Source organism: Actomonas aquatica (assembly GCF_019679435.2).
GTDB lineage: Bacteria > Verrucomicrobiota > Verrucomicrobiia > Opitutales > Opitutaceae > Actomonas > Actomonas aquatica.
In genome coordinates, this window is sequence record NZ_CP139781.1 from 2,951,182 (window position 1) to 2,969,694 (window position 18,513).

An 18,513-nucleotide genomic window follows, 5' to 3' on the forward strand; every position below is an offset into this window, starting at 1 on the left:
GACCCTATTCCCGCCGCAGCGCCATCTGCTCCCGCCACGCCGCCAATCGCGGATCGTAGCGGAGCCAATCCTGCACCTGCGCCCAGCGCTCGCGCCCCTCGCGATAGCGATCGACCAGCGCGTCCATCATCGCCGCGTAGTCACCCATCGTCGCCCAGACAATGAGGTGCTCCCGTTGCGGTCCCGCCGCCCGCCCGACCTCCGAATCATCAAACTCACGCAGCGCCGCCAACGCCGCCACTTCCTGGCCCAGCAGCACGCGCACCTGCGCCTCTACCAGCGCCAACGCCACCTCGTCCGGCCTCGCCTGCCGCCGCGCCATCACCGTGCCCAAAGCCTGTTGCCACGCCGCCCGCGCATGCTCCCGGGCCTCCCAACCCAGCTCCGCAATCTGAGCCGCCCATTGCACGCCCTGCAGGAGCGAAAGCGGCCCGGTGAACACGTCGCTCTCGATCCACACGTCGCCCTCTCCCTCGTCCGCCAACGTGTCGATCGCCTGTTGCGCAGCCGCCCAATCCCCCGCACCAAGCGCTCGCAACGCGACCTCGGCCTCACCGCCCCCACCGCGTGCGCCCTCCGCTCCCGCCTCGCTCAGTGGTTCTACAAATTCGTTTCCCGTCTTCGGCGCATCCTCGCTCGCCAGTGGAGCCACCATGGCATCCCGCACCGCGGCACTCGCCTCCTCTCGCGTCATCGTCGTCTGCTGCGCGGTGAAGGGTCGCGGCATTCCATCCACGCCCCGCGCCCGCGGCTGCGCCTGCCACTCCCGCAGCGCGCCGCCATCCCGATCAAACCGACCGCTGATGGGCGTCGTGTCCCCCCGCGTCTCGGGATTGCTGTCACTATAATCTGAATACGCCGGCGGCGATGTCACCGGCGCCCCCCCTCGCCGAGCCTCAGGCATTGACGAATCACGTTCCTCTCGGCCGCGAATCGGCGGAGCAGGATCAGCCTCGCTCGAGGCCTCCACCGGAATAACCGGCACCGTTGGCACCGCCTCGTCCGCCACCTGCGGCGACGGCGACCGGGCCGACTGCACCCGCCACGCGATCACGCCGCCCGGCAACACCACCACGGTGAAAACCCAGACCAACCGCAACCGGCGCACCCACGGCGGCAGTCGCTTGATCCAGCGCCTCACCCACGACCGCGCAAACGCCTCCGCCTCCGCGCGCCGCTCCTCCGCCGCCTGCGCTCGCATCCGGGCCCGCCGTTCCAGCATCGCCTCCACCCGCGCCACCACCGGCGTGACCGAACCCCACACTTCAAAATGCAACCACGCCCGTCCCTTAAAAATCGGCGGCACCTTCGCGTCCCGCTGCGCCGTATTGTCGACCACGACCGGCAGCAGAAACGACGTATCGTCGCCCATCGCCGCCGCCCGCTGCGCAGCCCGTTGCCACTCGTTGCGAAAACGCCCCGACGACTGCGTTTGCGTGTTGTCCGAGACGATCGGAATAAACAGGTCACAGCCATCGACCAACCCGGCCTCATCCGCATCGGTGAGGACCACCTCAATGCCCGCTTCCCGCAAGCCCGCCGCCAAGCGCTCCGCCGCCGCTTTATCGCGCGGGGTATAGCTGATGCAAACAGACGGCGGGTCTTCAGTCACTTAGCCCTCATCGGTCCAAAACCGCCCCACTAAAGCCCCCTTCCCCTCCACCATCAACTCTCCCCCTCCAGCCGCCACCATCACATGTTCGTAATACGAACATTCTCTGCTTACCCGCTCCCCATAAACAGTTAGCCCGCGAATGTTCGTAATACGAACATTCGCGGGCCAGCGGATTGCCGAGTGGATCCCAAGGGATCGGTGCGCAGTGCTGCGGCGGGTGAAACCGAAGCCGCGGCCGCGCGCCGGACCGTGTGCGCGGCCTTAGAACGCCGCGTTGCCCGGGGTGCGGGCAAAGGGGATCACGTCGCGAATGTTGGCCATGCCGGTCACAAACATCAGCATGCGCTCAAAGCCGAGACCGAAGCCACTGTGCGGCACCGAGCCGTAGCGACGCAGGTCGAGATACCAACTGTAGTCCTCTTTGTTGAGGCCGTGGTGATCCATGTTGGCTTCGAGCACGTCGAGACGCTCTTCACGCTGACTGCCGCCCACGATCTCACCGATGCCGGGCACCAGCACGTCCATCGCCGTGACCGTTTTGCCGTCGTCATTCAGGCGCATGTAGAAGGGCTTAATCTCCTTCGGGTAATTGTAGACCGTGACCGGGCACTTGAAGTGTTCCTCCGCGAGGTAACGCTCGTGCTCCGACTGCAGGTTGTCGCCCCACTTCACCGGGTGCTCCCACTTCTTGCCGCTCGCGGTGAGGATGTCCATGGCCTCGGTGTAACTCACCCGCTGGAACGGACGCTCGAGCACGAAGTCGAGGCGCGCCTTCAGGCCCTTGTCGACGAACTTGCCGAAGATCTCGAGATCGTCGGCGCAGTGCTCCTGCACGTCGCGGATGAGGTATTTCACGAAGTCCTCAGCGACGTCCATGTTGCCGGCCAGATCCACGAAAGCCATCTCCGGCTCGATCATCCAAAACTCGCTGGCGTGACGCGAGGTGTTGGAGTTTTCCGCCCGGAAGGTCGGCCCAAAGGTGTAGACCTTGCCCAGCGCGCAGGCGAAGACCTCGGCCTCCAACTGACCCGACACCGTCAGGTAAGTCGGACGCGCAAAAAAGTCCTGCTCGTAGTCGACGCCGCCCTCTTCGTTTTTCGGCGGGTTCATCGGGTCGAGCGTGCTCACGCGGAACAGCTCACCCGCACCTTCGCAGTCGCTGCCCGTGATGATCGGCGTGTGCACATAAACGTAGCCGCGGTCCTGGTAGTATTGGTGCACCGCATACGCCAGACGACTGCGCACGCGGAAGACCGCACCGAAGAGATTGGCGCGCGGCCGCAGGTGCGCGATCTCGCGCAGGAACTCCATCGAGTGGCCCTTCTTCTGCAGCGGATAGGTCGAGCCCGCCGCGCCCATCAGTTCCACTTGGGCCGCCTTCACTTCCCACGCCTGGCCCTGGCCCTTCGACGCGATGAGTTCGCCCTGCACGCGAATCGACGCACCGGTCGTCAGTTTCTGCACCACCTCGGCGTAGCCGGGCATGGTCGCATCGGCGATGACCTGGAGGTTCTTGAGACAGGAACCGTCGTTGAGCTCGATAAAGGAAAACGCCTTCGCGTCGCGCCGGGTGCGCACCCAGCCCTGCACGAGAATCGACTCGGCCGGAGCGGTCGCATGAAGCGCGTCTTTGACGGAGGTGGGATTTTGCATGTCCGCGAGCAAAGGCATCCGCGCGCCCGGCGCCAAATCGAATTCACGCCATTCGCCCCTTGCCCCGCCGCTAAACGAAAATCGGCGCGCCTCTTGCGCGCCCCGGACCTGCCCTCACCCTACTTCCCTCATCATGGACAACTTCACTTTCCACAACCCCACCCGCATCCATTTCGGTAAAGGCCAGATCGCCCGCATCGCCGACGAACTGCCCGCGGACGCCAAGGTCCTGCTCCTCGCCGGCGGCGGCTCCATCAAGGCCAATGGCGTCTACGACCAGGTGAAGTCCGCCCTCGGCGATCGCACCGTCTTTGAACACTGGGGCGTCGAGGCCAACCCCGACTTCGACACCCTCATGCCCGCCGTCGAACTCTGCAAAAAAGAGGGCGTCACCTGGGTGCTCGCCGTTGGCGGCGGGTCGGTGCTCGACGGCGCCAAGTTCATCTGCGCGGCCGTGCCTTACGCGGGCGACGACCCGTGGCAGATCCTCGTCGATGCCGGCGCCTCCGTGAAATCCGCCCTGCCCCTCGGCACCGTGCTCACCCTGCCCGCCACCGGCTCCGAAGCCAACATGGCTTCCGTCATCAGCCGCCGCGCTATTCAGGAGAAACTGCACTTCCTCTCGCCGCACGTCTTCCCGGTGTTCTCCGTGCTTGATCCCGAGACCACCTACAGTCTGCCGCCCCGCCAGGTGGCCAACGGCATCGGCGACGCCTTCTGCCACGTGCTTGAGCAATACCTCACCTTCCCGGCTCAGGCGGCCGTGCAGGACCAGTTTGCCGAGAGCGTGCTGCGCGTGCTGATCACCGAAGGCAAAAAATCCTTCGATAACCCGACCGACTACGACGCCCGCGCCAACCTCGTCTGGGCCGCCACGTGCGCGCTCAACGGCTTCATCGGCAGCGGCGTGCCGCAGGATTGGTCGACCCACACGATCGGCCACGAGCTCACCGCCCTGCACGGCATCGATCACGCCCGCACCCTCGCCATCGTGCTGCCGGCCCTGCTCGAAGCGCAAAAACCCACCAAACTCGCCAAACTCGTCCAATTCGCCGAACGCGTTTGGGGCGTCACCACCGGCACCGACGAAGAACGCGCCACCGCCGCGATCGCGCACACCCGTGCCTTCTACGAATCCATCGGCATCGCCACGCATCTAGCCGACTATGACGTGACCGCCGAGGTCGCGCCGCTCGTCGCGAAACGTCTCGCCGACCGCGGCCTCACCGCCATCGGCGAACACGGCGACCTCACACCCGAGCGCATCGAGGCCCTCCTACGCGCAGCCGCCTGATCAGGCCGCCTGTCCCCACCCCTCCAAAACAAAGAGGACCGGCGATGCAGCCGGTCCTTTTTTGTGCCCTTTCCGCCGGAAACACTCAGTAGCGCTTCGCCAGCACCGCCCCCGAGTCGTCCTCGAAGTAAAGGAGCCGCCCCTGCTCATCGATCTGCGAAAGGTGAATGCCCAGACGGTGATCCACCTTCATCCCTGGCCGCACCAAACGACCGGCGATAAACGCCCGCGGATCGCTGCCCACGCGCACGCCACTCACGGTGACGCGACCCACCCACTCCCGAAACGCCGTGGTCGGTTCAGCCGTCGAGCGCTCGGCGTCGTGAATCGTCACACTGGCCGCCGCCGTCGCACCGCTGCCATCCCGGCTCGCCGTTGACATCGGGCCCGCAAAATTGGTGAGCGCCTGCTCCGCTTGGGACGGCGTGTGAGTGGTCACTCGTCCACTCCCGGTGGCTTCGGTGATCAAGCCTTTGCCGCTCGGCGCATCATCGAAGGCCAACTTCACCTTCGGCTCGGGAATCGGAGCCGGTGCCCCGGCCTTGGACGCCAGCATCGCCGCATCCAAATCATCCAACGTCGCCGCGATCTGATCCAGATTGTCCGGACTCTCCGCCAGCGCGTTGGCCGCATGCACATTCTGGTCGTGGGCCGCGATCGAGTCCTTGGCCTGCTTCAAAACGAGTTCGGCCCGGCTCATCGACTCGCCCCCCGTCGTGTTGATCAGGTTGGGGTTGGCGGCGTGCAGAGCGGCCATTTCCTCATCGGACATCTTGCCGAAGAACTGTTTGTAGCCGTAGTAACCCCCGCCGAGCACCATCGCTGCCGGCATGAGCTTCACCATGAGAATGAAGAGTCGGAGGAAAACGCTCCGATCTTTGCCGCGCTTCGCCGAATAAGTCGGGGCCTTGTTATACCACGCGTCGGCGTCATCCTTGTCGTCGGCGGAACTCGCCGCGGGACTGGCCGCTGGCACCGGCGGGACACTGGCCCCAAACGGCGCCGCCGAGTGTCCGACCTGCGGACCGTTGCCAAACGGCGCCATCGTCTGGCCCGCCGTCGCCGGGGTTTCGCTGCCCGCAAACGGCGAAACCGAATCGGCGCCCTGCACGTAACAGGGACCGGAGTGTAAACTCGCGCCCGGGGCCGGCTCGGAGACCATCCACGGCGGTCGCGTCGTGTAAGCCACCGGACCATCGGTAAACGGATCCCGGGAATCGCTCGACGTCGAAGAGCGCGGCGGCGGCTCAGTCGCTTCTTCGCGACCACCAAAAGCAAAGGGCGCCGCCGTGACCGAAGTGGAAATGCGCGGAGCACCGATGCCGCTGCCATTACCTGTCCCCAAATAGGTCGATCCGGGAGTCGAACCGGGAGGCCGGGATCCGGAATCTGGGGTAGGTGACGAACTCATGGTGGTTATGTGACTCTCTAATCGCGGTTTCGACGATTACATTTCTTTAGCAATTTCTACGCACTCCCCGTGCGCGAAAACCCCGCCATTAGGGCCACCACCCCAGACAAAAATACTCCAGGCTCAGTATTTTTTGCCCACCACTGCGCCGGAGTCGTCTTTGAAGATGAGCAGATTCCGCCGTGCATCCACACCGTCAAAAACGATGCCGAGCGGCACATCGATCGTGTCACCTCGCCGCACCAAAATGCCGTTGATGAACGCGCGCGGGCTGTCGCCCTCACGCACCCCGCTCACGCGGGCTTCGCTCACCCAGGTAAGAAACTCCGGGCTGGGCTGCACCGCCTCGGGCGCTGCGGCCACCGGAGTGTCAGCAATCGTAACCCGGGGACGAGCGGCGGCCGCGTTCTCCACTGGCAGGTCGGCCGTCGGCTGCCCGGCCGTAGCGTCATCGAGAGCGGCGGTGAGCTCATCATGCGTCCCGGCGGCTTGTCGGGCGCGATCAATCAATTGTCCGGCCGTGGACCGCGGTCCCTCCGCCGGCGGCGTTGCCACCGTCTGCGTGGGGGCCGGAGTCGGAGTGGGCGCCGGAGTGGACGCCACCGGAGCCGGTTCCTCGGCCCCAAAAAACATCTGGTAACCCATCCAACCGCCGTAACCCAAGCCCGCCAAAACCAAGACCATGACCAGGATCACGCCCCCCTTGAACGCGAGACTTTGATCGAGCCGCTTGCGCGCCGGGGCCTCCTCGGTCGCCATCTCTGCAGCGGTGTTGGCCCCGCCTGCCATGGCCGGAGGCGGCGGGAACGAGGGCGAAGCGCTGGCGCCATCGCCCGCCATGCTCGGCGGCGGAGGCGGATAATCGGGCCCCGCGTCACCCGCCGGGGCAAAAGCGGGAGGAGGCGGCACAGGCGGGTTCGACGCAGCGCCGTCCGTCATCAAGAAGGGCGGCATGGTCGATGACGCGCCATCGAGATTGGACTCGATGGGTGTGACGTCTGGCAAAATCATCGGCGGCGCCGAGGGCGGCTTTGCCGACGGAGACGGCGGAGGCGTGGGCGAAGGCGGCAGCGGCGGCGGGGCATCGTCGGCCGGAGTCTCCGCCGGTTTATTGGCCCAGGAGAGTTTGAGCTTCGGCTTTTCCGGTTTGACCCGCGGCAAATCCACCGGCGGCAGCGAATCGGACACCGGAGGCAACGCGGCCTCGTCGGCAGTCTCGGGAGTCGGCTCTTCGGCGCTATCCGTCTTGAGGGAAAGGCGCGGTTTGGCACCGGACTTGGGCTCCGTGGGCGGGAGCGATGTTTTCGGCTCTTCCGCCGAGGCCGGTGCAGCCGATTCATCCTTGTCGAGCTTGAGCGACAGACGCGGTTTGGCGCGCTCCTTGGCGACCGGAGCTTCGGGGTTGGCGGGCGCGGCGGGATTGGCGGGCGTCGCTTCGCCGGTCGACTGCGGGCGCAGCTTCAGCTTGGGCGACTCGGTGGTTTCGTCGGCTTTCGCAGCAGGCGACGGATCCGGCTTGGCGGTATCGGCCGGCGCCGAATCGGCCGCCGGTTTTTTCCTCGGTCGCAAACGCAGGGCTGGCGGCTCGGGCTCGTCGCTCATGCGCGCCATCTCAAGGCAGACTGCCGAAGGGTTGCGATTAATTTTTTACGACCCTTGACCAGCACAGCTCCTCAAACCGTGAAGCCGTGCAACCGGTCGTCGGTTTGACGCTCGCCGGGCGGGCCCGAACCTTGCCGCACCGTTGTCCACCTCCGCCACCACCACCGCTGTAACTCGCTCCGCGCCTCCGCCTTCCTCTGGCGGAGGGCTCGCGGCGTTTGCCAGCTACTTTCTATGGGGCGTTCTGCCGATCTACTGGAAACAACTCGATGGACAGTCACCGCTGGAGCTCACGTTGCATCGTATGGTGTGGACGCTGGCGGCGGTGCTGCTCTTTCAGATCGTCCGCGGGCGGGCTCGTGAAGTGTGGGCGGCGTGGAGCGATCCGGCCAACCGCCGCGCCCACGCGCTGAACAGCGCCCTCCTCGCAGCCAATTGGGGCATCTACGTCTGGGCCGTCGCCAACGACCACATCATCGAAGCGAGCCTCGGCTACTTTTTGGTGCCCCTCCTCAATGTGCTGCTCGGCCGGCTGGTCTTCACCGAAATCCTCACCCGCTGGCAGGGCCTCGCGGTCGGCCTGGCCGCCGGCGGCGTGCTGTGGCTGGTCGTGTTGGTGGGCACCGTGCCGTGGGTGGCGCTCGGGCTCGCCGGCTCGTGGGCCGGCTACGGATTGGTGCGCAAACGCTCACACGCCAGCGCGCTCAACGGCCTGCTGCTTGAAACCAGTTTCGCCACGCCGTTCGCGCTGGTCGGGCTGGGGTGGCTCGCCTTTCGCGGCGAGGCCATGATCCTCCACGCTGGCGCCACCACCCTCGGACTGACGCTCGGCACCGGCGTCATCAGCATGGTCCCGCTGGTGTTGTTTGGTTACGGGGCCAAGCGGCTGCGTTTCACCACACTCGGCCTGCTGCAATATGTCGCACCGACCTGCCAGTTTCTCATCGGCTGGCTCATTTACCGCGAAGCGTTCTCGTGGGAACGCGCCGGCGCCTTCGCTCTCATCTGGCTCGGGCTGGCCTGCTATAGTTTTGATACGTGGCAGCGCAGTAGCGCCGCGCTTACTGCCCGGGCACCGAGCGCGGGATCACCTTCAGGAGTTCGACTTCAAAAATGAGCGTGGCCATGCGCGGGATATCCGGCGAGCGACCGCGCGTGCCGTAGCCCAGTTCATAGGGCACGATGAGGGTGCGCTTCTCGCCCTCACGCATCATCAGCAAACCATACTCCCAACCGTCGATGACCTGCCCGCGGTCGAGCTGGAAGGTGAACGGCTTTTCCGGATCGATCCGTTGGTCAAACATCGTGCCGTCGAGCAGCGTGCCCTTGTAGAGCACCTCCACGGTATCCCCACGCTCCGGCTTCGCACCGGTGCCGGGCTGCATCAGCACGGTGCGCAGACCGGTCGAGTTGACCTCGGCGTTGGGGTAACGCTCCTCCACGATGATCAAGTCGCGCGGCGGCAGCTTCTCCCGCTGGGCCGAGGCGGCGGCAGTGGTCAGCAACAGGGTCACGAGCAGAAAGAGAAATCGACGCATCTGCCGAAGCTAGGACAGGAAAGCCGACGGGCGGAAGCCCCATTTCCACCTCACGCTTACTTCGCCTCAGCTCGCACCGCCGGGTGCGCTGCCAGCAGCGCGAGCGCCGTTTCCAGCAAGCCCAGCCCCGGCTCGGTGCGATGCCAGGTCGACGCGCCCGATGGATGCGGCAGGGGCAGGAAGTCCGCCGCGTGCCCGCCGTAATTCAGCCGGTGCACCCGCCCGATCACATCAACCAGTGCCGGCACCTCAATGAACTGCTGGATCGCCAGCTTGCCTACCGGCAGCACCAACTGCGGTCGCAGCAGCGCAAACTCCGCCCGCAACCACCCCGCGCAGCGCTCGATTTCATCCGGCGCCGGCACCCGGTCGCCCCCACGAGGCCGTTTGCCCGGGAAACACCGACACACCGCCGCAAAATACACCCGGTCGCGCACGGTGTCCTCATCCCAACCGAGCGTTGTCTCGAACCACTTGAACAAGGTCTTACCCGCCGTCCACGCGAAGGGCCGTTGCAGTTTCGGTTCCTTGTCCCCCGGAGCCTGCCCCACCAACAGGATCCGCCCTGAAGTCGCACGCCCCACCACAGCCGGCCGGTGCATCGCCGGACACTGGGTGCAGGCCCGCAGGCGGGCGAGGTGCTGCTCGACCGCGGCCAAATCGGCGGGGAAAAACTCGGGGACGGCGTCCATCGCACCGCACGATGGGAGGCCGATCGCTGGGACGGGAGCACAAAAAAGCGGAGCCCGGAAAGGGCTCCGCCGAAAAGGAGTTGAAGGTCAGTCGGGGCGCACCAATGCGCCGACCGGAGACCCGCAGCGCGGATTAGTAACGGCTCTCGCTGTCACCGCGACGGTCGCCGCGATAACCACCACCGCCGCCACGACGGTCACCGTAGCCACCGCCACCGCCACGGCGGTCACCGTAGCCACCGCCACCGCCACGGCGGTCACCACCGCCGAAGCCACCGCGGCCACCGCCACCGAAACCACCGCCACGCGGACGGTCTTCCTTCGGGCGGGCCTCGTTGACGGTCAGGGAGCGACCACCGAGGTCTTGGCCATTCATACCCTCAGCGGCCTTGGCGGCTTCTTCCGGGGTGCTCATGGTGACGAACGCGAAGCCACGCGGGCGGCCGGTCATCTTGTCGAGGGCGACGTAAACGTCGGTCACGGAACCGTATTCAGAGAACGCATCGCGCAGCTCATCTTCGGTGGTTTTGAAGGACATGTTGCCCACGTAGAGTTTTCCAGTGCTCATGTTATTTGATGATTTTCGTAGATTCCCGTCTGCCTGCAGTCCGTTCCCGACCATCGGGTTTCAAATCATCACTAGAGCCTGTCTCCACCTGACGATCCACCAGTTCCTGTTGCCTAACGACTTTCCAACGAACGCGCCGAGCACACGCCCGCGATTTGCAAACGCAACAACATTCGCAGAGGGGTAAATCCACCAAACAGCAGGGAAACTACGTAGTGCCCGCACGCATAAAGCGGGGTGATATCCCTATGTTTTCCACGAATCCAGATTGCATCGTTCCCGCTTTTCGCAATCGTTGCGGCCATGAGTGAAACGGGTAAAAGCACCAGTGGTTTTCGAGTCCTGCAATTCACCTTGCAGCGCAACGCCGCCGGCCACCCGACCCAAAGCCGTCACGACTTGGGCCACTTCGAGGAGATCGTAGAGGCCTTCAACGCCGCCCGCCTCGCCGCCCTGCAGTCCTACACCCGCCGCCTGCGCACGCCCGACGGCAAGGCCGGCATCCTCCGCTTCATCGATACCGAATGGGGCTACGACATCCGTCGCGAGGGTCTGGTGGTCGAACGCTTCTGGGTTCACGACCGCGCCGCCGCCGTGCTCGTGTGATCGCGGAAGAGCTGCGCCAGTAATTGGCAATTAGCTCATTCTGTTCGTTTTACGGCGAACAGGACGGAACCTTGCTGTGATCGGCCACTCTTAAAGCATCTCCACTGCCCCATGGCCCAGATAGCGATCGTAGAAGACCAATCTCTCCTCCTCAATCTACTGCAGGACCTCTGTGAACGTGATTTTGGCCACGAGGTCGTGCTGACCGCGCAGAGCCAGGCTGAACTCTTCGACAAACTGCCCGCGCCCACCCCGCGCGTGATCCTGCTCGACCTCAATCTACCCGATTGCAGCGGGATCGATTTGGCCAAGAAGCTGCAGGAGTGCCTCCCCGGCTGCGGCATCATCGCGGTGTCCGGCGAGACCACGCCCTATATCCTGCACCAGGTGCTGGAGGCGCGCTTCCAAGGCTTCGTCGATAAAAACGCCGACCCACGTAAAATCGGCGAGGCAATCGACGCCGTGCTGTCCGGCCGCCCCTACTACACCGACTTCATTACCCAGGCCCGTCGCGACCTTTTCCGCGCCACCGACTCCTTTACCAAGGTCCTCAGCAACACCGAAATGGCCCTGCTCCCGTTCTTCGGCCAAGGTTTGCACAACGAAGACATCGCCCGCGAGCGCGGTCTGAGCGCGGCCACCGTGCAAACCCACCGCCGCAACATCATGGCCAAGCTCGGCCTGCATTCCTCGCTCGACCTGATGAACTACGCGATCAAATCGGGCTTCGTGATGGTGCGCGTCGGCTGACCCGTCGCCGCCGCACGCGACCAGCTACCTCGCCCCGGTCTCCCCCCCCGCATCGGTGCCGGGCAAAAACAACAGGAACTTCGCCCCGTGCGGGTGATTGTGCTCATACCGCATGCTGCCGCCCGCCCGCGTCACCGCGTCCCACGCCTCGTAAAGGCCCAAACCACCGCCAGACGTCGCCGCGCGCGCCACGAAGGGGTCGAACAAACGCATCTCTACTTTTCGGGGTAAACCAGGACCGGAATCGGAGACCGCAATCACGCCGTCCTGCCCCCTGCGGCGAACTTCAAATTCGACCGCACGCCCCCCCATCGAAGCTGACCCGACGTCAGCCGTATCCGCCATTGCGCGGATCGCATTCCACCCCATATGAGCCAGCGCCTTTTCGAGGCGCCCCCGGTTCATCACGGTGCGCACGTCCGGATGCGCTATTGAAACCGTGAGGCTCACATGCGCCGCGCTCGCCTCCGGCGCCAGCTCCGCCACCACCGTGCGGACAACTTCCGTGAGCAAAATGCTCTCTTTGGGCCCCACGTCCTGCTTCTGCGCCAACTGAGTAAGTCGACGTGAAAATGCCCCCATTTCGTCCAGTTCGCGATTGATCTGCCTCAACCGCTCTTCCGCCACGTCAGCTGTCAGCGATCGATCCGCCAGACGGCGGGCCAACATCCGCACGGCCATCAAGTGCTGTTTAAAATCATGCCCGATCGAAGCCGCGAGCATTTGCAAAGCCTCCACCCGACCGAGCAGTCGCCCCCGGCGCCCCGCCTCCGCCGACTCTGCAGCGCCGCTGACCGCTTCCACCAATGCGACCAGATTGGAAACCTCCTGAGCGGAGAAAACTTCGCCGTTGGTTTTGGGCCCCAAGATCAACAGCACCGCCGGTCCCACCCCATCGACCGACGATCGCACCGCCACCTCGCCGCCCAAACGCACCAACGTGCCCTTCGCCCCCTCCACCGCCGGGCGCTGCCACATTCGCGCCAACGCATGACGGGTTATCCAACACTCCGACGATTCCAACACCTGCAGGAGCGGGTCATCCCAGCGCAGCGACACCTCCTGCCCCACCCAACGATCCCCCTGCCGCACCAACAGGTGCCCCTCTCCCACCCGGGCCTCATCCTGCAACTCTTCCAAGAGCCAGTGATGGATCGAGGCCGCTCCGCTCTCCGTGACCTGCTTCGAGCTCAACCGCTGAATCACGCGCTGCACCGCGGCGAGTCGGCGCCGTTCTGCCGTGTGCCGGCGCCGCCACTCCAGTCCCGCCCAGACCAGCATTGCCGCCGCCACCGCGCTGGCTTGAGGCACCAAAGACGGCACGACCCAAGTTCCGACCCACTTAAAAACCACTCCCGCCGCCCCAATCGCGCCCGCGAGCCCCCCCAGATAATAAAGCCCTGTCATCAGCACTGCCCGAGCGCGGAAGACCCTGCGCGTGAGCGTCGCAAAACCAAATACTCCGGCGATCGTAACCCCGATCACAGCATTGCTCAGCACCATCGATCCCGTGGGGAGGTAATAGCGCAGAATTGTTCGAGCCCCCACCAACAGTAAAATCACGCCCCCTACCCCACAGATCAGATTCGCCACGTAACGCCAACTGCCGCGCAGCCGTAGCGTCGTCCGCAGCGTCGCGATGCCCAAGTGCAGCCCCCCCAATATCTGCAGCAGACCAAAAGGCACCCACAGCATTCCCCGCAGCGGCCGAAGATAGGTCGACTCGTAAGGAATAACCCAAGGGCTGAAGGCCATTGCAAAAAACACCCCTCCCGTAACCCCATACCACCTCAGCTGGCGCAGGTGCGACCGCAAGGACCTCTCCGGCTCCACCAACGAGCGCAGAAGCAACAGGACCAAAACCCAGGCAATGCCCGGCCCCCCCATCGCCCCGCGAATGTAGATGCCCGCCGAGAGCGGATGCAGATACATCAGTCCGAGATCGAATTGCCAAAGCCCACACCATCCCAGGATCAGTCCCGCCGCCCAGTTGAAGCTCTGCCGCGGGTTCGATTTCACCAACACCATGGCCATAATCAGACACACCACGGCCACTCCAAAATACAGGGAAGACAGCGCCTTGGCGTCGTAATCGAGCGCACCGGGTAACAGCACTTTGGTCGCCGCCAGGATCACCGCGCGGCCTCCTCGATGGAACTCTCCCGCCCCATGCTCTCCGCCTTTTCCGCCATCGAGGCCAGCCGCAGCCACAGCACAAACCGAGCTCCGCTCGGCTTATTGGCCTCGTGCCGCACCATCCCGCCCAGACGGAAGGCCGCATCCCACACCAAATACAACCCCAGCCCCTCCCCTCGAGGCGTCTCGGCCGTCACAAAAGGCTCGAAGAGCGTCTTTCGCACCGCCTCCGGCACACCCGGCCCGTTGTCCACCACAGCCAACGCGACCCCATCGGATTCGGTCACCGCGCTGAACGACAACGTCCGGTTCGCCTCCGTCACACCTGATCGCTCGAACGCGTCGATCGCGTTGGTGCCCAGATTTACCAGCGCCTGATAAACCCGACTGGGATCGGCCCAGACCCCCGGCAACCCCGGCTCCACGCGCACGCTCAACTCGATCGCGTGCCGAGTCGCCCGCGCAGCCAAAAAATCCGCCACATCCTGCAGCAATACCGCCACGTCGACCGCCTGTGGCTCAATGCGCTCCGGCTCCTTCAGCTTCGACAGGCGCTGACTGAACTCCCCCATCTTCCCGACCTCGTTTTCCAACGTCTCCAAATAAGCGGCGGCCTCCGCCGGCTCCAATCGTCGGTCCGCCAAACGCAGCGCCAGTAAACGCACCGCAGCCAAGTGCTGTTTGAAGTCATGCCCCACCCCCGCTCCCAACAGCTGCAGTCCCTCCAGGCGCCCCCAGGCTCTCGCCCGACGCCCCACCTCCACCGAATCCACGGCACCGCCGATCGCTTTGGTCAGCCGGCGCAAGGTCGCCAGCTCCGGATAAGTATAGGCGTCCTTCCCTCGCTTGGGCCCCATCAACACCACCACGCTCGGGCCCTCTGCCAACCGGTCCGAACATGCGGCCACCGCGGCTCCCAAGCCCTCCAGCTCATCCCGCGCCCGCTGCACGGCCTCACTTTGCCACATCTGGCCCATCACATCCCGCGAGGCGACCTGATGCTCCCGCAGGAACAGGCCCAGTCCGCCCCCGCTGGCTACGCGTCCTCGGTCATCACTCCACCCATCCCCATCCCATTTCAGCACGCGCGCGAGATCCGCTCCGCTCCACTCCTGCAGTTCTTCCACGACGTCACGCCAGTGGAGCGCGTCGAACGGTGGGCGCGGCCGCATCAACTCCATCCGCCGAATCAACCGGTCCGCCTCTCGACGATTCATACGCAGCTTTCGTTCGCGCCATCCGCTCCAAAGTCCCCCCCACACGACCAAGGAGACCAAGGTGCCAACCACCAACTGTCCGCTGGAGTGCCAGCCCCACGCTTCCGCCCATCGTTGCACCAGGACCCCGAGAAACATCGTCGCTCCAGCCGCGCCCACCCAGAATCCCACTGCAAGGGAGACTGCTCTTGCTCGAAATATCCGCGTCGTGAAGAGCGCATAGGTGAAGGTTCCGACTACTACCAACCCGAGGACGGCACTCGTATAGGGGAGCACCCCTGCTGGCAAATACGCTCGCGACACCGTCCGGAGGCCCGCCACCACCAGCACCAACGCAATGGCCCCTCCCACCAGTTGCGCCACATAACGCTGCGTCCCCCCGATCCGCCAAATTGACAACCCTACAAGGCCCAGAATCACCAGTCCGCCCACCGCCTGGAGCACCCCCAACGGCAACCAAAGGGGCCCGAATAGCGGGTTCGCCGGGGTCGACTCATAAGGAATCACCCAAGGCCCCAAAGAAGGGATCGGATAAAGCCATCCTCCCACCCAAGCCCAACGAGTCCGCCGCATTAGTCGCCCAAATGAATCCTGCGGGAAACGCAGTGCCAACAATAGCGTGAACGTGGCCACCCAGCCAAGTCCGTAGAGCGCCAAAACACAGCGGATCCCCCAGACCACGAAGTCTTCAAAGCGATACAACATCCCGAGCAGCCCCATCCAGAGCGCAACAATCAGAATCACTATGGCCGCAGACTGGTTAAGCGCCCGTCGTGGATTCGCCCGCCAGACCACCAGCCCCAGTATCAACGAACCCAGCGCCACCACCGCATAGGTGACGGGCAAAGCGAGGGGAAATTCAGGCGCTGTATTCAAACCGGGAAAACGTCCCTCGATTGAAGGCGACCCTCTCCGCCCTCGGCAATCCCGCGCTCAACCTTCCTCCGCCATCCGCGCCTTTGCGTTGCCCGGTCCCTCGCCCACTCTACGCTGCCGCCACCCCGCCCCGCCATGCTTCCCCTGCGCTACGCCCTTCGCCAGCTCCGGCAATCTCCGGGCTTCACCGTCATCGCCCTCCTCATTCTCGCCCTCGGCATCGGCGTCAACTCCGCCATGTTCAGCCTGCTTGAGGCTCTGCTCTTCCGCGACGCCCCCTTCCCCGCCGCCGACCGCCTCACCATGCTGGTCAGCCGCACCGCCGCCGGCCCGCGCTTCGAGCACTCCGCCACCGAGGATCGCGAAATCCGCGAAGCCCAACCCGCCTTTGCCTCGCTCACGACCTTTGCCTTCGTCAGCTACGTCCTCGCTGAGCCCGATCGCCCCGCCGAACGTATCAACGCGGTCGACGCCTCGCCCGAAATCTGGTCGACCTTCGGAATGCAACCCGCCTTGGGGCGCGGCTTCACCGCCGACGAAGCAGAGCGCGGACGCAACCAGGTCGTCGTCCTCAGCCATCGCTTCTGGCAACAACGCTACGGCGGCGACCCGCAGGTGCTCGGGCGCACCCTGCGCCTCGACGGCGAAAGCGTCACCATCATCGGCGTCATGCCTGCCGCCTTCGATTATCAAAAGCTCTGGCAGCGCACGAGTTTCTGGCGCCCATTGGCCTACGACGATGAACAACTGCAGTGGCGCGACTACCGCATCTTCCGCCTAGCCGGTCGCCTCGCCAACCCCGCCAGCCCCGCCCGCATCAACACCACCCTCGCGACCGTGGCGACCAGCCAGGCGACGGCCTTCCCCGACCTGTATTCAGGCCTTCGATACGACACCCTCCCGCTTAACCAAGCCCTCAACAGCGAGCTCAACCGCCGCATCTCCTGGCTGCTCGTCAGCCTCGCCGGCTTTGTGCTGCTCATCGCCTGCGCCAACCTCGCCAATCTCCAGATCGCCCGCGCCGCCACCCGCACCCGCGAGCTCGCCGTGCGCAGCGCCCTCGGCGCGTCCCGCCTGCGCCTCATCGGTCAACAACTGGTGGAGTCGGTCATCGTTTCCCTGGGCGGCGGGCTGCTGGGTCTCGCCCTCGCCTGGGCCATCAATCGTCTCCTCGAAGCTCGACTCACCTTCGGCGGTGGCGCCGGCGCGCTCGATCTGCAGCTCAACGCCACCGTCGTCAACCTCACCTTCGCCGTTGCACTGGGCACTGGCATCCTCTTCGGCATCGTGCCGGCCTGGTGGAGCTCGCGGGTCAACACCAACGCCGTGCTCAAAACCCAGAGCCGCGGCTCAACCGCCGGTCGCGCTTCGCACCAGCTGCGCGCCGCCCTCATCGTCGCCGAGTTCACCCTCGCCCTCGTCCTCCTGGGTGGCGCCGCCACCATGCACCGGGCCTTCGGTCGCTTCCTCCAACAGGACGCCGGCTGGGACGTCGGCCCAGTCATCACCGCCGAGCTCTCGGTGCCCGGCATTCGCTACCCGGAATACGCCCAACGGCTGGAACTCTTCCGCACCCTCGAACGCGACTTGCGCGCCCTGCCCGGCGTCGAGTCAGCGGCTCTCGCCACTTCGTTGCCGATCTACGGTTATGGGAGTGACCGGCTCGTCCTGCTCGAAGGCCAGGAGGCCGTCGACGCCAGCACCCTGCCGCGCGCGTTTCACGTCATGGTGACGCACGATTACTTCCGCACCATGGGCATCCCGCTGGTCGCGGGGAGTCCATTCCGCGAAGACATCAAACCCGACGACCCCGCCGTCATCATCGTCAACCGCTCCCTCGCCGAAAAGCTCTGGCCCGACACCGACCCCATCGGTCAACGCCTCTGCAGCATGGATAGCGGCATCCCGTTTTGGGCCGAAGTCGTGGGCGTCGCCGAGGATGTCGATGCCGCCGCCGCCCTCGGCCCACCCACCACCCGCCACGTGGTCTATAAACCCACCGCCCAGGAGGCCTGGGGTTGGACCTATCTCGTCCTGCGCAGCCCCGCCCCCGCCACCCTGCGCGAAGCCCTGCGCCGCACCGTGCTGACCATCGACCCCGATCTGCCGCCCTCCAACATCGCCACCGCCCGCGAACAGATCGACTACAGCCAGCACAACCTGCGGTTGGTCGGGCACACCCTCACTGCCTTCGGCGCCCTCGGCCTCGTGCTTGCCGCCCTCGGCATCTATGCGGTCATTACCCAAGCCGTCACCCAACGCACCGGCGAATTTGGCATTCGCTTGGCGCTCGGTGCCCACCCGTCGGACATCCTCCGGCTCGTGCTGCGTCAAGGCATCACGCTCAGCCTGCTCGGCATCGCCATGGGGATCGGGGGCGCCGTGTTGCTGGGACGCTTTTTGCAAAACACCATGCCGCGCCTCGCGGGCATCGATCCTGTCGCCATCCTGCTCGTGGCCGCCGGCCTCGGACTCGTCGGCCTGTTGGCGTGCCTCGGCCCCGCCTGTCGCGCCACCCGCGTGGATCCCTTGGTCGCACTGCGCGACGAATGAGC

At 65.2% G+C, this 18,513-nt stretch carries 14 protein-coding genes; 5 read left to right on the forward strand and 9 right to left on the reverse strand.

From position 1 onward, the window contains the following. Nucleotides 1–4: 4 nt before the first annotated feature. Together K1X11_RS11475 and asnS are read right to left on the reverse strand one after the other, a co-directional pair. On the reverse strand, nt 5–1,612 hold the full coding sequence (locus tag K1X11_RS11475; RefSeq protein WP_221032047.1) for a TIR domain-containing protein: 1,608 nt from the start codon (nt 1,610–1,612) through the stop codon (nt 5–7). Nucleotides 1,613–1,876: 264 nt separating this feature from the next. Continuing rightward, nucleotides 1,877–3,268: an asparagine--tRNA ligase gene (gene asnS / locus K1X11_RS11480; protein ID WP_221032046.1), complete on the reverse strand. Its 1,392-nt coding sequence runs from the start codon at nt 3,266–3,268 to the stop codon at nt 1,877–1,879. Between the two features lie 133 nt (nt 3,269–3,401). Between asnS and K1X11_RS11485 the strand changes: the two genes are divergently transcribed. Beyond that, nucleotides 3,402–4,562, forward strand: a complete 1,161-nt coding sequence (locus K1X11_RS11485) for an iron-containing alcohol dehydrogenase (protein ID WP_221032045.1) — start codon at nt 3,402–3,404, stop codon at nt 4,560–4,562. 85 nt (nt 4,563–4,647) lie between these two features. On the opposite strand, the gene K1X11_RS11490 is transcribed toward K1X11_RS11485, so the two are convergent. Beyond that, the gene (locus K1X11_RS11490; protein ID WP_221032044.1) at nt 4,648–5,907 is read right to left on the reverse strand and encodes a hypothetical protein; all 1,260 of its coding nucleotides are present in this window, start codon (nt 5,905–5,907) and stop codon (nt 4,648–4,650) included. Nucleotides 5,908–6,096: 189 nt separating this feature from the next. Then, entirely contained in the window at nt 6,097–7,575 is a 1,479-nt protein-coding gene (locus K1X11_RS11495) for a hypothetical protein (protein WP_221032043.1), read from the reverse strand. Between the two features lie 142 nt (nt 7,576–7,717). Here K1X11_RS11495 and rarD point away from each other — a divergent pair, with 142 nt between their 5' ends. Further along, complete coding sequence (gene rarD, locus K1X11_RS11500; RefSeq protein WP_221032042.1) at nt 7,718–8,692, forward strand: EamA family transporter RarD; 975 nt, start codon at nt 7,718–7,720, stop codon at nt 8,690–8,692. Here the strand turns inward: rarD and K1X11_RS11505 are convergent. The 3 genes from K1X11_RS11505 to K1X11_RS11515 all read right to left on the reverse strand — a co-directional run bounded on the left by K1X11_RS11505 (nt 8,637) and on the right by K1X11_RS11515 (nt 10,373). Then, nucleotides 8,637–9,113 (reverse strand): FKBP-type peptidyl-prolyl cis-trans isomerase, encoded by a 477-nt coding sequence (locus tag K1X11_RS11505; RefSeq protein ID WP_221032041.1) that lies wholly within the window; start codon nt 9,111–9,113, stop codon nt 8,637–8,639. The genes rarD and K1X11_RS11505 overlap by 56 nt on opposite strands. 56 nt (nt 9,114–9,169) lie before the next feature. Further along, the gene (locus K1X11_RS11510) at nt 9,170–9,805 is read right to left on the reverse strand and encodes a uracil-DNA glycosylase family protein (RefSeq protein WP_221032040.1); all 636 of its coding nucleotides are present in this window, start codon (nt 9,803–9,805) and stop codon (nt 9,170–9,172) included. Nucleotides 9,806–9,938: 133 nt separating this feature from the next. After that, nucleotides 9,939–10,373, reverse strand: a complete 435-nt coding sequence (locus tag K1X11_RS11515; RefSeq protein ID WP_221032039.1) for an RNA recognition motif domain-containing protein — start codon at nt 10,371–10,373, stop codon at nt 9,939–9,941. Nucleotides 10,374–10,676: 303 nt separating this feature from the next. On the opposite strand from K1X11_RS11515, the gene K1X11_RS11520 reads away from it, so the two are divergent. Together K1X11_RS11520 and K1X11_RS11525 are read left to right on the forward strand one after the other, a co-directional pair. Further along, nucleotides 10,677–10,979, forward strand: a complete 303-nt coding sequence (locus K1X11_RS11520) for a hypothetical protein (protein WP_221032038.1) — start codon at nt 10,677–10,679, stop codon at nt 10,977–10,979. Between the two features lie 111 nt (nt 10,980–11,090). Beyond that, the gene (locus K1X11_RS11525) at nt 11,091–11,729 is read left to right on the forward strand and encodes a response regulator transcription factor (protein WP_221032037.1); all 639 of its coding nucleotides are present in this window, start codon (nt 11,091–11,093) and stop codon (nt 11,727–11,729) included. Between the two features lie 24 nt (nt 11,730–11,753). Here the strand turns inward: K1X11_RS11525 and K1X11_RS11530 are convergent, their stop codons facing one another. Together K1X11_RS11530 and K1X11_RS11535 are read right to left on the reverse strand one after the other, a co-directional pair. Further along, nucleotides 11,754–13,865: a sensor histidine kinase gene (locus K1X11_RS11530; protein WP_221032036.1), complete on the reverse strand. Its 2,112-nt coding sequence runs from the start codon at nt 13,863–13,865 to the stop codon at nt 11,754–11,756. After that, entirely contained in the window at nt 13,862–15,928 is a 2,067-nt protein-coding gene (locus K1X11_RS11535) for a sensor histidine kinase (protein ID WP_221032035.1), read from the reverse strand. The genes K1X11_RS11530 and K1X11_RS11535 overlap by 4 nt, the downstream gene beginning before the upstream one ends. A 165-nt stretch (nt 15,929–16,093) precedes the next feature. On the opposite strand from K1X11_RS11535, the gene K1X11_RS11540 reads away from it, so the two are divergent. After that, nucleotides 16,094–18,511, forward strand: coding sequence for an ABC transporter permease (locus K1X11_RS11540; protein ID WP_221032034.1), 2,418 nt, complete (start codon nt 16,094–16,096; stop codon nt 18,509–18,511). Nucleotides 18,512–18,513: the final 2 nt, after the last annotated feature.